This is a genomic window from Shinella sp., from assembly GCF_049651085.1.
Classification (GTDB): domain Bacteria; phylum Pseudomonadota; class Alphaproteobacteria; order Rhizobiales; family Rhizobiaceae; genus Shinella.
In genome coordinates this window covers 32381-46612 of sequence record NZ_JBASBL010000014.1, presented here as the reverse complement: position 1 = coordinate 46612, position 14232 = coordinate 32381, and the positions used below count along the sequence as shown (strand labels likewise).

Below are 14232 nucleotides of genomic sequence, written 5' to 3'. Positions count from 1 at the left end.
GCGGGGAAGAAGAAGCAAAGAAAACTTGAATTGCCCACGCTTCCGGCACATCTGTTGTGCAGTTCATTCGATGAGGGCAAGCGATGCTGACGATCGGCGATCTTTCAAAGGCCACGGGCGTCAAGGTCCCGACCATCCGCTATTACGAGCAGATGGGCCTTCTCTCCCATGCCGAACGCTCGGAGGGCAACCAGCGACGCTATTCCAACGATGAGCGCGAGCGGCTTGCCTTCATTCGCCATGCCCGCGATCTCGGCCTCACCATCGATTCCATCCGTGAACTGATCGAACTCAGCCAGCACCCCGAGCGCCCCTGCCACGATGCCGACCGCATTGCGGCCGAGCAGCTTGCAACGGTGCGCCGCAAGATCGACCGGCTGCGCAAGCTGGAGGCCGAGCTGGAGCGCATCACCAGCCATTGCCATTCGGACCAGATCAGCGATTGCTATGTCATCCGGGCGCTTGCCAACCACGACCTCTGCCACGACGACCACGACTAGGATTCTGCAAGCCGCCGCAGCTTTTCAAGCTGGTTTTCGCGTGGCTCGTGCATGTCCAGCATGCCCTGCAGCCTGCCGTCCGCACGAATGAGGAAAAGCCCGGCGGTGTGATCCATCGTGTAATTGTCCGAGGCCGTCTGCACCTTCCGGTAATAGGCCGAAAAGGCATCCGCCGCCGCCTTCGTCTGCTCGGCATCGCCGCGCAACGCGACGATGCGCGGATCGAAGGAGGTCATGTAGAGCTTCAAAAGCTCCGCCGTGTCCCGCTCCGGATCGACGGAGACGAACAGCGGCGTGATGCGATCCGCCGCCGGGCCGATATCTTTCAGCAATGCCGTCAGTTCAAAGAGCGCAGTCGGACAGACATCCGGGCAATGGGTGAAGCCGAAGAAGATGAGGTAGGGTTTTCCCGCCAGATCCGCCGAACGGAAAGGCGTTCCATCGACGGTCCGCAGCTCGAAAACCCGCTGCTTTGCCGTGCCGGATGCTGGCGCCTTTACCGCGACCGTCACAGCGACGATCGCGGCACCGGCAAGAAAGCTGCCGGCAAGACCGATGAGGGTCCTGCGCTGCATCATTTGATCGGCCTCAGCAGGCGCAGCGCATTCAGCGTGACGAGCACCGTTGCCCCGGTATCGGCGAGGATCGCCGGCCAGAGGCCGGTGATGCCGACGACGGTCGTCACCAGGAAGACCCCCTTGAGGCCGAGCGAGATGACGATGTTTTCCATGATATTGCGCATGGTGCGCTTGGAAAGGTCCGTCATCAGCGCCACGTCGCCGACGCGGCCGTGCAGGATCGCGGCATCCGCCGTTTCGAGCGCCACGTCGGTGCCGCCACCCATGGCGATGCCGACATTGGCGGCCGCAAGCGCCGGAGCGTCGTTGATGCCGTCGCCGATTTTGCCGACGACGAACCCTTCACGCTGAAGCTCGCCGACGATGCGCTGCTTGTCTTCCGGCATCAGCTCGGCGCGCACCTCGATGCCGAGTTCGGCGCCGACGGCCCTTGCCGTACGGGCATTGTCGCCCGTCAGCATGATCGTCTTGATGCCGGCATCCTTCAGGGCCTTGAGGCCGGCGGCGGCATCGGGACGCGGCTCGTCGCGCATGGCGATGGCCCCGGCGAGCACGCCGTCGACGACCAGCATGGAGACGGTCTTGCCATCGTCGTTGAGCGCCGTGGTGGCAGCCTTGATATCGTCGGAAATCGTCACCCGTTCGGCAGCCGCCCTCGGCGAGCCGAGGAAGATGTCCCTGCCCTCGACGATCGCCGTGACGCCCTTGCCGCCGAGCGCCCGCGACCCGCTTGCCACGGGCGGTACGATGCCGTCTTCGGCGGCCTTGCCGAGAATGGCGAGCGCCAGCGGGTGGCTGGAGCCAGCCTCGAGCGCGGCGGCAAGGCGCAGAACTTCCTGATCCGTGCCGCTGAAGGCGACGACGTCGGTGACCTTGGGCTTGCCCTCCGTCAGCGTGCCGGTCTTGTCGAAGGCGATGGCGGTGAGCTTGCCGAGCCCCTCCAGAACCGCGCCGCCCTTCATCAGCAGGCCACGGCGGGCGCCGGCCGACAGGGACGCGGCGATGGCGGCGGGCGTCGAGATGACGAGCGCACAGGGGCAACCGATCAGCAGAACGGCAAGGCCCTTGTAGACCCATTCGCTCCACACGCCGCCGAAGAACAGCGGCGGGATGATCGCGACGAGTGCGGCAACGACCACCACGCCGGGCGTATAGTATTTCGAGAAGCGATCGATGAAGCGCTCGGTGGGAGCCTTGGATTCCTGCGCTTCCTCGACCAGCTTGATGACGCGGGCGATGGTGTTGTCCGCAGCGGCGGCGGTAACGCGCACGCGCAATGCCGCGTCGCCGTTCACCGTGCCGGCGAACACCGTATCGCCAACTTCCTTGCGGACCGGCGTGCTCTCGCCGGTGACGGGCGCCTCGTCGATGGCGCTGTCACCCTCGACGATAATGCCATCGGCGGAAATCCGGTCGCCGGGGCGCACGAGGATGACCGCGCCGACGGCAAGCGATTCTGCCGGCACTTCCGTCGTCTGGCCGTCCGTTTCGAGCAGCGCGGTCTTGGGCACGAGGGCGGAGAGCGAGCGGATGCTGTCGCGCGCCTTGCCGGCGGCGACGCCTTCCAGCAGCTCGCCGACGAGGAAGAGGAACACGACCGCCGCTGCCTCTTCCGTCGCATTGATGATCACCGCGCCGACGGCGGCGATGGTCATCAGCATTTCGATGGAGAACGGCGTGCCGGCGAAGGCCGCCATGATGGCGCGGCGCGCGATCGGCAGGAGGCCGACGAACATGGCGATGACGAAAGCATAGGTCTCGATAGCCGGGAACAGGTGGCCGAGCCCGTAGGCGATCACCAGCGCCGCGCCGGCGAAGATGGTCAGGCGGCCCTTCTTGCCCTTCCACCACGGCCCCTCGGACGGACCGTGGTCATGGCCGTGCAGCCCTTCGATGGCCGCCGCCTTCGGCGCGTGATCATGACCGTGCGCATGGTCGTGCCCGTGGCCATGGTCATGGTCATGATCGCAGCCGGGGCCGTACTCGTGCTTTCCCGCCGGCTTTTCGGCCGCGACAGCCGCGCCGGGCGTCACCTTGTAGCCAAGGCCCGACACCTTGCGGCGGATCGCCTCAAGGTCGCTTTCCGGGTCATGCTGCACGCGCATCGTGCCGGCGGTCACGGAAACGGAAACATCCGAGACCCCCGGCATGCGGCGCACCGCCGTATCGATCTTTTTGGCGCAGGAGCCGCAATCCATGCCCTCCACCCTGAAACGCGTCTCTTTCACATCCGACATCGCAAATTCCTCTTTATTCTCGTGAGGATGTTCTACGACCTCTAGTGACTAGAGGTGCAAGGGCCAAATTCAGAAAAATTCTGACCGAAGAGTCGCATTGAAATCTGCCACCTGCCTGTGCTAGAGAGCCCGACTTATTGCAGGTTTCATCTGCTGGTTGGGGGGGACGCCATGTCTTGCGACGCCCTCTTCCAATCGGGGATGGTCTTGGTAGACGCCCCCCGAACGGAAGAACGCATTACGACCCGTGCCATTGCGGCACTGTCCGGCTTTCACGCCGTCAAGCCGACCGGCATTGCCCGGCCGGTGAAGACATTGCGCCTGCGCGCGTTTTCCCCGATCCGACACCGCGAACGAGGTAACAGCGCGAAAGCGCTGTCATATCGCCGTGTCCGGACGACGATACCGTAACCATCGGTTTCTTCCCGAACCACGCGAAGCAGGAGGTTTGCGCCTCTTTTTTTCGCGTTTCCATTGCGTTTCCGGCTTCGGCCGGCGGCCATTCCACCGCAAGAACACAGGCCCTCCATGTCCCTCACTACGCCTTACTACCTGATCGACAAGTCGAAGCTTCTCGCCAACATGGAGAAGGTGGCGCGCGTGCGCGAGCTTTCCGGCGCCAAGGCGCTCCTGGCGCTGAAATGCTTTGCCACCTGGTCGACCTTCGATTTCATGCGGGACTATATGGACGGCACGACCTCTTCCTCGCTCAACGAGGTGCGCCTCGGCCACGAGCGCTTCGGCAAGGAAACGCACGCCTATTCCGTCGCCTATGCCGACTACGAGATCGACGAAGTCGTCAGCCATGCCGACAAGATCATCTTCAACTCGATCGGCCAGCTCGACCGTTTCGGCGACAAGGCCGCCGGCATCGTGCGGGGCCTGCGCCTCAATCCCGGCATTTCCTCTTCCAGCTTCGACCTTGCGGACCCCGCCCGGCCCTTCTCGCGCCTTGGCGAATGGGATGTGCGACAGGTAGAGGCCGTGATGGACCGCGTGTCCGGTTTCATGATCCACAATAACTGCGAGAACAGCGATTTCGACCTGTTCGACCGCATGCTCGGCACGATCGAGGAGAAATTCGCACCGCTGCTGAAGAAGGCCGAATGGGTGAGCCTGGGCGGCGGCATCCATTTCACCGGTGAAAACTATCCGCTGGAAAAGTTCGCCGAGCGGCTGAAGCGCTTTGCCGGCGACTACGGCGTGCAGGTCTATCTGGAGCCGGGCGAAGCCTCCATCACCAAGTCCACGACGCTTGAGGTGACCGTGCTCGACACGCTCAACAACGGCAAGAACCTCGCCATCGTGGACAGCTCCACCGAGGCGCACATGCTGGACCTCCTGATCTATCGCGAAAGCGCCAAGCTCGTCCCGAACACCGGGCCGCACCGCTACATGGTCTGCGGCAAGTCGTGCCTGGCCGGCGATATCTTCGGCGAGTTCAATTTCGAGCAGGAACTCAACGTCGGCGACCGCATCTCCATCCAGGATGCCGCCGGTTATACAATGGTCAAGAAGAACTGGTTCAATGGCGTGAAAATGCCGGCGATCGCCATCCGCGAACTCGATGGCACCATCAACACCGTCCGCGAATTCACCTATGCGGACTACGAAGAAAGCCTCTCGTGAGGCATCGAACGGGTAGAAGGAGACATTCCCCGAAATGAAGAAGAACGTGCTCATCATCGGCGCCGGCGGCGTTGCACAGGTCGTCGCGCACAAGTGCGCCCAGAACAATGACGTACTCGGCGACATCAACATTGCCTCGCGCACCAAGGCGAAGTGCGACAAGATCATCGCTTCGGTCCATGAGAAGAAGGCGATGAAGCAGCCGGGCGTGCTCGAAGGCCACGCGCTCGACGCACTCGACATCGAGGCGACCAAGGCGCTGATCGCGTCGACCAAGTCCGAGATCGTCATCAATGTCGGCACCGCCTTCCTCAACATGTCGGTGCTGCGCGCCTGCATGGATACCGGCGTTGCCTATATCGACACTGCCATCCACGAAGAGCCGGGCAAGATCTGCGAGACCCCGCCGTGGTACGGTAACTACGAGTGGAAGCGCGCTGCCGAATGCGAAGAGAAGGGCATCACCGCCATCCTCGGCGCCGGCTTCGATCCGGGCATCGTCAATGCCTATGCCAAGCTCGCCAAGGACGAATATCTCGACAAGGTGACCGATGTTGACATCGTCGACATCAATGCCGGCAGTCACGGCAAGTACTTCGCCACGAACTTCGACCCGGAAATCAACTTCCGCGAATTCACCGGCGTCGTCTATTCCTGGCAGAACGGTGCGTGGCAGACGAACCAGATGTTCGAAATCGGCAAGGAATTCGACCTGCCGGTCGTCGGCACGCGCAAGGCCTATCTGTGCGGCCATGACGAGGTGCATTCGCTCGCCAAGAACATGGATGGCGCGAACGTGCGCTTCTGGATGGGCTTCGGCGATCACTACATCAACGTCTTCACCGTGCTGAAGAACCTCGGCCTGTTGTCCGAGCAGCCGGTCAAGACCGCCGAGGGCCTCGAAGTCGTGCCGCTCAAGGTCGTCAAGGCAGTCCTGCCGGATCCGTCTTCGCTTGCGCCCAACTACGAGGGCAAGACCTGCATCGGCGACTACGTGAAGGGCATGAAGGACGGCAAGGAAAAGACCGTCTTCATCTACAACGTGGCCGACCACAAGGAAGCCTATGAGGAAGTCGGCTCGCAGGGCATTTCCTACACCGCCGGCGTTCCGCCGGTCGCCGCCGCGATGCTGGTCGCAACCGGCGAGTGGGACGTGAAGAAGATGGCGAACGTGGAAGAACTGCCGCCGAAGCCCTTCATCAACCTGCTCAACGGCATGGGCCTGCCCACCCGCATCCAGGACGAGGACGGCGACCGCGCCGTCAGCTTCTAAGCATCAAAACGCCGGCCGCGCTCTTCGCGCGGCCGGCGCATCCTGATACTGCGCATGTCCTCACGCAAACCGCCATGCGATTTGCGCCACAAGCTTCAGACGATCTTCTCGATCTCCAGTTCCTGCTCGCCAACGGTGACGACATCGCCGACCGCCTTGCCCATGAGCAGGCGCGCGACCGGCGAGACATAGGAAATCGATCCGGCTCGCGGATCGGCCTCGTCCTCGCCGACAATGCGGTAGGTCTGCACGCGCCCGTCATCCCGGTTGAACGTGACCGTGCTGCCGAAGGCGACCACCTCGTTCGATGCCGGCGGGGGCACCAGTTGGGCGGTGTGCAACCTTTCGGAAAAATAGCGCAGATCACGCCCGGGGCCTGCCGTCTGGCGGCGGCGCTCGTTGACGTCCTCGATCGTGCTGGCCGCATCGACGGCCTCGCGCGCTTCCTTCAGCTGTCGTTCCAGGGCCTTCAGGCCCACCTCCGTCACAAGGTTTGGATGGGGCGAAACAGGACGGTCCGGCAGTTGGGTCTCCGCTGCGGTTTCCGCGCTCTCTTCCTTGACGAATGCGACGCTCACATCTGAACTCCGTATTATTCTCAAACCCTTCCATATCTACGGAAGTTCGCGCGCAATTGCTACCGCAACCAGACGGCGAGGTCGGAAGGCTTGCGGCCGCGCCGGCTCAACGCTCCGAGTTTTTCCCATGCGAATTTCTTTGCGGCCGCCTCGGCGGCCTCGCGGCTCGGATAGGTATCCGGCAGGACATAGTCCCGGCCCTCGCAACGCATTAGCGCCCGGCAGCTCAAAACGTCGAAATGCAGCTGGATATTGAATTGCTCGTTCATCTCGATCTCCCTTCAAGGCACAGGGAGAAACCCCGCATGCGCGGGGATGTTCCCGGCTGGCGACAATTCATGGCGCCAGCCGTCCGGATCAGATGATGCCGCCGCCACCGGCAGCAGAAGCCGGGCGTTCCGCTGCAACCTTCCGGCGGTAGGAACTGGCGCGATAGGCCGCGACCGGATCGATCGCGCCGCCTGCACGCCGGCGCGCCTCGGCAAGGATGGGCTCGACATCGGCGCGGTAGGCGCGCTTCAGGGTCTCCGTCGCCATCAGGGCATCGTTGTCGTCCTGATAGCCGGCGAGCGCCGTGCGGTCGACGAGAAGCGCCTGCGCATAGGCGCGGCGGATTTCGTTCGCGCTGTTGATCAGGCTTTCGATCGGGTCCGTGACGTTGTGCGACTGGTCGATCATATGGGCCGGGTGGAAGCCTTGGGCGCGGCTCTCCGCATCCACCAGTTCGTTGAAGACGAGGAACAGGCGGTAGGGCTCGATTGCACCGGCATCGAGATCGTCGTCGCCGTACTTCGAATCGTTGAAGTGGAAGCCGCCGAGCTTGCCGAACTGGATGAGCCGCGCGACGATCATCTCGATATTGGTGTTCGGCGCGTGGTGGCCGAGATCGACGAGGCACTGGGCCTTCGGGCCGAGCGTCTCCGCGATCAGATAGTTGGTGCCCCAGTCCTGCACGATCGTCGAATAGAAGGCCGGCTCGTACATCTTGTGCTCGGAGAACAGCTTCCAGTCGTCCGGCAGCGCCTTGTAGATCTCCGCCATCGACGCGAGATAGCGCTCGAAAGCCTTGGTGAAATTGCTCTGGCCGGGGAAATTCGAGCCGTCGCCGACCCAGACGGTGAGCGCCTTGGAGCCGATGGCCTTGCCGATCTCGATGCATTCCAGATTGTGCTCGACCGCCTGGGCGCGCGTTGCCGCATCCGTATGGCTGAGCGAGCCGTATTTGTAGGAATGCGCCTGACCGGGCGCATCGGAGAAGGTGTTGGAGTTCATCGCGTCGAAACCGAGGCCGAGCGCATCGCCCTTGGCCTTCAGGTCCTGAACGTCCGTCTTGTCCCAGGGAATGTGCAGCGAGACGGTGGGCGTGGCGCGCGTCAGCTGGTGAATGACCGAACAGTCATCCAGTTTGTCGAAGATGCCGCGCGGCTCGCCGGTGCCGGGGAAGCGCGCAAAACGCGTGCCGCCCGTGCCGACGCCCCAGGAGGGCACAGCGACGAAGAACTCTTCGACCTTGCGCGTAATGGCCTCGATGTCGATGCCACGGCGGGCAAGGCTGGCGCCGAGCGCATCGAAATCTTCCTTGAGCGCCCTCGCCCGCTTGTCGTTTTCCTGCGCGATCAAATCCTGCGCGATCTTGAACTCTACCATTCCATCCTCCCCTGTACGCGGATCAGCGCGGAAAACTCTGCGCGTTGCCGGCATCCACATTGATGATGTTGCCGGTCGATTTTGCCGAAAGATCGGATGCCAGGAAGTAGATCGCCTCGGCAATGTCCTCCGGGAAGACGTTCAGCTTCAGCATCGAACGCTTGCGGTAATGCTCCTCCAGGTCGTCCACCTCTATCTTCGACGATGCGGCACGCTGTTCGCGCCATTCGCCATCCCAGATCTTGGAGCCGCGCAGCACCGCGTCCGGATTGACCGTGTTGACGCGGATGCCCGCTTCTGCGCCCTCGAGCGCAAGGCAGCGCGCGAGGTGAATTTCGGCCGCCTTCGCCGTGCAATAGGCCGAGGCGTTCGGCGAGGAGGCAAGGCCGTTCTTCGACGCGACAAAGACCACGTTGCCGCCGAGATTCTGCCGGCGGAACAGCCGGAACGCCTCGCGCGAGACGAGGAAATAACCGGTCGCGAGAATGTCGATGTTCTTGTTCCACATCGACAGTTCCGTGCTCTCGACGGGCGCGGAAGAGGCGATACCGGCATTGGAGACGAGGATGTCGACGCCGCCGAATTCGACGCAGGCCTGCGCGAAGGAGGCGATCACCCCTGCTTCGTCGGTGACATCGAGCTTGCGCGTGCGCACGGCGTCGGCGCCGTATTTCTTCGCGAAATCCGCACCGACCTGTTCCAGCGCACCCTCATCGATATCCGCCAGCACGACGCAGGCGCCCTCGCCCGCCAGTCGCTCGGCAGTCGCGCGACCGATGCCGCCGGCACCGCCCGTGACGAGCGCGACGCGGCCGGCAAGGCTTTTCGGCTTCGGCATGCGCTGGAGCTTTGCCTCTTCCAGCAGCCAGTATTCGATATCGAAGGCCTCCTGCTCGGGCAGGCCCTGATATTCGGAAACGGTCGAAGCGCCACGCATCACGTTGATGGCGTTGACATAGAACTCGCCGGCAATGCGCGCGGTCGCCTTGTCCTTGGCAAAGGACAGCATGCCGACGCCCGGTACGAGGAAGATGACCGGGTTGGGATCACGCATGGCAGGCGAATTGTCGTGCTTGCAGGCTTCATAGTAGCGGGTGTAGTCGGCGCGGTAGTCTTCCAGCGCCTTGTCGAGGCCGGCGATCACCGCGTCGGCGTCGGGCTTCGCCGGGTCGAAATCGACGATCAGCGGGCGGATCTTGGTGCGCAGGAAGTGGTCCGGGCAGGACGTGCCGAGCGCGCCGAGCGGTTTCAAATCCTTCGAATTGACGAATTCGAGCACGGCGTGCTGGTCGTCGAAATGGCCGAGCTTACGCTCGCCCTTGCCGATGCGGCCGCGGATTTCCGGCATCAGCTTCGCGGCGACGGCACTGCGCTCGGCCTCGCCGAGGCTCGTCCCGACCGCGCCGCCGAAGATCGTCTTGCCGTCCGTCTCCCGCGCGAACCAATCGATCGCCTTGTTGATGATGTCGAGCGTCAGCAGGTAGCAGTCCTTGGCGTCATCCGCCCAGGTGAAAAGGCCGTGGCTTTCGAGCACGACGCCCCTGGCCTTGGGGTTCGCCTTGACGAAGGCTTCGAGGTCAAGGCCGAGCTGGAAGCCGGGGCGACGCCATGGAAGCCAGCCGATGTCCGCGCCAAAAATCTGCGCCGTGAGTTCCTTCGAGTTCTTCGAAGCCGCGATGGCGATGATCGCGTCGGGATGCATGTGGTCGACATGTGCAGACGGCACGAAACCGTGCAGCGGCGTATCGATCGAGGCGGCGCGCGGGTTGAGGTTGAAGGTGCAGTGCGGCAGGAAGCCGACCATGCGGTCTTCGTCCTCGACGCCCTTGTAGATGCCCTTCAACGCCTCGAGCTTGTCCATGTAGAGGGTGGAGAAACCATCGAGCCTGATCGTGCCGACATCGCCGCCAGAACCCTTCACCCACATGACGCGGACCTTCTCACCGGTCAGCGGATCGGTTTCAAGCACCTTGGCCGACGTGTTGCCGCCGCCGTAATTGGTGATGCGCTTGTCGGCGCCGAGGAGGTTGGAGCGATAGAGCAGCTTGCCCGGCTCGTCGAGCCCTGCTGCATAGGCGTCATCCCAACGGTTTTCGAGAAGGCGGGACTGACCCGTCATAATATCCTCCCTAGCTTGTCAATGTGCGGGACACCAAGCACGGCCTCCCGTCTCCTTCACCCCGAGCTATGGCGTAGAACAAGCAGAATTGTCAATCAATTTTGATCATTAAAGATCATATTGCAGCGCACAATGTCCCTTTTTGATCGTTTATGATTGACACGTTAAGGCAAATGCGAATAAGTCGTACTTAGGAGGAGCACCATGCACGAACGTGAACGCCATCGCATCATTTTGAGCGCCATCCAGGAAAAGCCCGTCGTGACGGTGCAGGATATCGCCGAACTGACCGAGGCATCCGAAGCCACGATCCGCCGCGACATCGCCGCCTTGCACGTTCAGGGCAAGCTGCGCCGTGTCCGTGGCGGCGCCGAGGCCGTGCATCCGCCGCAGCTCGGCAATCTGGCGGCGCGTCCGTTCAAGGTTTCCGAATCGATCAACATCGATCGCAAGCGCGCAATCGCCCGCCGCGCCGTCGAGCTCTGCGAGGAAGGCGACTCGATCATCATCAACGGCGGCACCACGACGTTCCAGATGGTGCACTTCATGTCGGCCCGCCGTCTGCAGGTAATGACCAATTCCTTCGCCATCGCCGAACATCTGGTCAAGCATTCCAAATGCACGGTCAGCGTTCCCGGCGGCGCGATCTACCGCGACCAGAGCCTGATCCTCTCGCCCTTCGACAATGACGCGATCCGCAATTTCTATGCGCGGCGCATGTTCATCGGCGCACAGGGCGTCAATGCGCTCGGCATCATGGAAGCGGACGCTCTGGTCATCCAGAGCGAGCAGAAGCTGATGCGGCAGGCGGAAGAGCTGATCGTGATGGTCGATTCCAGCAAGTTCGAGCGCCGCTCCAGCCTCATTCTCTGCCCGCTGGAGAATGTGACGACGATCATCACCGACGACAGGATTACGGACGAGGCGGCCGCGATGGTCGACCATGCCGGCATAAGGCTCATTACGGTCAAGCCCATGGCTTCGGCCGAGAAGGAGGATTCCACCTCGGCAGCCTAGAAGAAACTGCGGCCGGGAGGAGTGACGTTGTTTTCAACACTGGGAGGAAGACCATGAAATTGTCCACGAAACTGCTCGCCGGCGCCGCGCTGGCGCTCGTCGCCATGATGTCCTCGGCCAGCGCCGCCGACATGAAGATCGCCCTCGTCGTCAAGTCGCTCGGCAACGGGTTCTTCGAGGCCGCCAACAAGGGCGCCGAGGAAGCCGCCAAGGAACTCGGCGGCGTCGAGATCATCTATACCGGCCCGACGACGACGACCGCCGAAGGCCAGATCGAAGTCATCAACTCGCTGATCGCCCAGGGCGTCGACGCCATCGCTATTTCCGCAAACGACCCGGATGCCGTCGTGCCCGCGCTCAAGAAGGCCCAGCAGCGCGGCATCAAGGTCATCTCGTGGGATTCCGGCGTTGCACCGGAAGGCCGCATCCTGCACCTCAACCCGTCCTCCAACGAACTGATCGGCAAGATGTGCCTGCAGCTCGTCAAGAACCACCTGCCGGACGGCAAGGGTGACTTCGCGATCCTGTCGGCAACGACGACCTCGACCAACCAGAACATCTGGATCGAGGAAATGAAGAAGCAGATCGGCAATTTCGCCGGCCTCAACCTCGTCACCACCGTCTATGGCGACGACCTTGCCGACAAGTCCTACCGTGAAGCCAACGGCCTGCTCACCTCGCAGCCGAACGTCAAGGTCATCGTCGCGCCGACGACGGTCGGCGTTCTCGCCGCCTCGCAGGCCGTCAAGGATGCCGGCAAGATCGGTGACGTCTACGTGACGGGCCTCGGCCTGCCCTCCGAAATGGCCGGTGCCATCAAGTCGGGCGCGACCAAGGAATTCGCCATCTGGAACCCGATCGACCTCGGCTATTCCGCAACCCAGCTCGCCTATCACCTCGTGAAGGGTGACACCGACGGCGCACCGGGCTCGGAAATCCAGGCCGGCCGCATGGGTTCGATCAAGATCGGCGACAATGGCGAAGCCGCCATGGCCGATCCGTTCGTCTACAATGCCTCGAACGTCGAAGAGTTCGCCAAGATCTTCTGATCCGTCGCGCTCCCGGCGGCTGCGGCCGCCGGGCCTTTCCATTATCCGGTGTATTTGATGACGAGCCTTGCATCCTCCATGATTGCCGAGAAGGCCGAGGCGATGGTCACGCCCATTCTGGAGATGCGCGGCATCTCGCAGATCTTTCCGGGCGTGAAGGCGCTCGACGGCGTCAACATCGCGCTCTATCCCGGTCAGGTGACGGCGCTGATCGGCGAGAACGGCGCGGGCAAGTCGACGCTGGTGAAGATCCTGACCGGCATCTACCGCCCGAACGAGGGCGAGATCGTCATGGACGGGCAGCCGGTGACCTTCGCCAATGCCCAGGCCGCCATCGACGCCGGCGTGACGGCGATCCATCAGGAGACCGTGCTGTTCGACGAACTGACGGTCGGCGAGAACATCTTTCTCGGCCATGCGCCGCGCACGCGCTTCGGCCTCATCGACTGGAAGACCATCAACGAGCGCGCCAGCGCGCTGATGCAGCAGCTCGAAAGCAACATCGACCCGACGATCAAGCTGAAGGACCTCTCGATCGCCCAGCGGCATCTGGTGGCGATCGCCCGCGCGCTCTCGGTCGAGGCGCGCATCGTCATCATGGACGAGCCGACGGCCGCCCTTTCGCGCAAGGAGATCGACGACCTCTTCCGCATCGTCGAAAACCTGAAGAAACAGGGCAAGGCCATCCTATTCATCAGCCACAAGTTCGATGAGCTTTACGAAATCGCCGAGAACTACGCCGTCTTCCGCGACGGCCGCATGGTCGGCGGCGGCAGGCTCAGGCAGACGCCACAGGAGGAAATCGTGCGGCTGATGGTCGGCCGCGACGTGCATGACGTCTTCCCCAAGGTCGCCGTTGCGATCGGCCAGACCGTCTTCAAGGTCGAGGGCTACTGCCACGACACGGAATTCCGCGACATTTCCTTCGATCTCCGGCGCGGCGAAATCCTCGGCGTCTACGGCCTCATCGGCGCGGGCCGCTCGGAACTTTGCCAGTCGCTGTTCGGCATGACGGTTCCCGCCTCGGGCAGGACATTCCTCGACGGCCGCGAAATATCGATCCGCTCCTCCGCCGACGCCATTGCCGCCGGCATCGTCTATGTGCCGGAGGAGCGCGGCCGCCATGGCCTGGCGCTCGAAATGCCGATCTACCAGAACATGTCGCTGCCGTCGCTGGCGCGCACCTCGGCGCGCGGCTTCCTGAAGGCGATCAACGAATTCGCGCTGGCGCGCAAATATGCCGAGCGGCTGGATCTTCGCGCCGCCGCGCTCTCCGTACCGGTCGGCACACTTTCGGGCGGCAACCAGCAGAAAGTGGTGATCGGCAAGTGGCTCGCCACGAAGCCGAAGGTCATCATCCTCGACGAGCCGACAAAGGGCATCGACATCGGCTCCAAGGCCGCCGTGCATGCCTTCATCTCGGAACTGGCCGGCGAAGGCCTTTCGATCATCATGATCTCCTCCGAACTGCCGGAAATCCTCGGCATGTCGGACCGCGTCATGGTGATGCGCGAGGGCCTGATGGCCGGCATCCACGAGCGCGCCGGCATGACGGCGGAAACGCTGGTGCGCGCGGCGACCGGCAATGCGTAAGGGCGAATGACC

Annotated in this window: 12 protein-coding genes; 6 read left to right on the top strand and 6 right to left on the bottom strand. The window is 63.0% G+C overall.

Annotated elements, in window-relative coordinates; genetic code table 11:
* The first annotated feature begins 83 nt into the window (after positions 1–83).
* Positions 84–500, top strand: coding sequence for a MerR family transcriptional regulator (locus WA950_RS08170; RefSeq protein ID WP_424551207.1), 417 nt, complete (start codon positions 84–86; stop codon positions 498–500).
* Here WA950_RS08170 and WA950_RS08165 read toward each other — a convergent pair.
* Positions 497–1078 (bottom strand): SCO family protein, encoded by a 582-nt coding sequence (locus tag WA950_RS08165; protein ID WP_424551206.1) that lies wholly within the window; start codon positions 1076–1078, stop codon positions 497–499. The genes WA950_RS08170 and WA950_RS08165 overlap by 4 nt on opposite strands.
* Entirely contained in the window at positions 1075–3315 is a 2241-nt protein-coding gene (locus WA950_RS08160; protein ID WP_424551205.1) for a heavy metal translocating P-type ATPase, read from the bottom strand. Before WA950_RS08160 ends, WA950_RS08165 begins: the two co-directional genes overlap by 4 nt.
* Positions 3316–3843: 528 nt before the next feature.
* Here WA950_RS08160 and WA950_RS08155 point away from each other — a divergent pair.
* Positions 3844–4944 carry a carboxynorspermidine decarboxylase gene (locus tag WA950_RS08155; RefSeq protein ID WP_424551204.1) on the top strand — a complete coding sequence of 367 codons (1101 nt, stop codon included), beginning with the start codon at positions 3844–3846 and terminating at the stop codon, positions 4942–4944.
* Positions 4945–4978: 34 nt separating this feature from the next.
* Positions 4979–6217, top strand: a complete 1239-nt coding sequence (locus WA950_RS08150; protein WP_424551203.1) for a saccharopine dehydrogenase family protein — start codon at positions 4979–4981, stop codon at positions 6215–6217.
* A 95-nt stretch (positions 6218–6312) separates the two neighbouring features.
* Here the strand turns inward: WA950_RS08150 and greA are convergent, their stop codons facing one another.
* The 4 genes from greA to WA950_RS08130 all read right to left on the bottom strand — a co-directional run bounded on the left by greA (position 6313) and on the right by WA950_RS08130 (position 10561).
* Positions 6313–6795 (bottom strand): transcription elongation factor GreA, encoded by a 483-nt coding sequence (greA, locus tag WA950_RS08145; RefSeq protein ID WP_424551202.1) that lies wholly within the window; start codon positions 6793–6795, stop codon positions 6313–6315.
* A gap of 59 nt (positions 6796–6854) precedes the next feature.
* Positions 6855–7064: a hypothetical protein gene (locus WA950_RS08140; RefSeq protein ID WP_424551201.1), complete on the bottom strand. Its 210-nt coding sequence runs from the start codon at positions 7062–7064 to the stop codon at positions 6855–6857.
* An 88-nt stretch (positions 7065–7152) separates the two neighbouring features.
* A complete protein-coding gene (gene rhaI, locus WA950_RS08135) occupies positions 7153–8442 on the bottom strand; it encodes an L-rhamnose catabolism isomerase (RefSeq protein WP_424551200.1) in 1290 nt (429 codons plus the stop codon).
* 22 nt (positions 8443–8464) lie between these two features.
* Positions 8465–10561, bottom strand: coding sequence for a bifunctional rhamnulose-1-phosphate aldolase/short-chain dehydrogenase (locus WA950_RS08130; RefSeq protein ID WP_424551199.1), 2097 nt, complete (start codon positions 10559–10561; stop codon positions 8465–8467).
* Between the two features lie 204 nt (positions 10562–10765).
* Between WA950_RS08130 and WA950_RS08125 the strand changes: the two genes are divergently transcribed.
* From WA950_RS08125 to WA950_RS08115, 3 genes are read left to right on the top strand one after another with little or no spacing between them, the layout of a single operon-like run.
* Positions 10766–11578, top strand: coding sequence for a DeoR/GlpR family DNA-binding transcription regulator (locus tag WA950_RS08125; RefSeq protein ID WP_424551198.1), 813 nt, complete (start codon positions 10766–10768; stop codon positions 11576–11578).
* A gap of 53 nt (positions 11579–11631) precedes the next feature.
* Entirely contained in the window at positions 11632–12627 is a 996-nt protein-coding gene (gene rhaS, locus WA950_RS08120; RefSeq protein WP_424551197.1) for a rhamnose ABC transporter substrate-binding protein, read from the top strand.
* Positions 12628–12684: 57 nt separating this feature from the next.
* Positions 12685–14220 carry a sugar ABC transporter ATP-binding protein gene (locus WA950_RS08115; RefSeq protein ID WP_424551196.1) on the top strand — a complete coding sequence of 512 codons (1536 nt, stop codon included), beginning with the start codon at positions 12685–12687 and terminating at the stop codon, positions 14218–14220.
* Positions 14221–14232 lie beyond the last annotated feature (12 nt).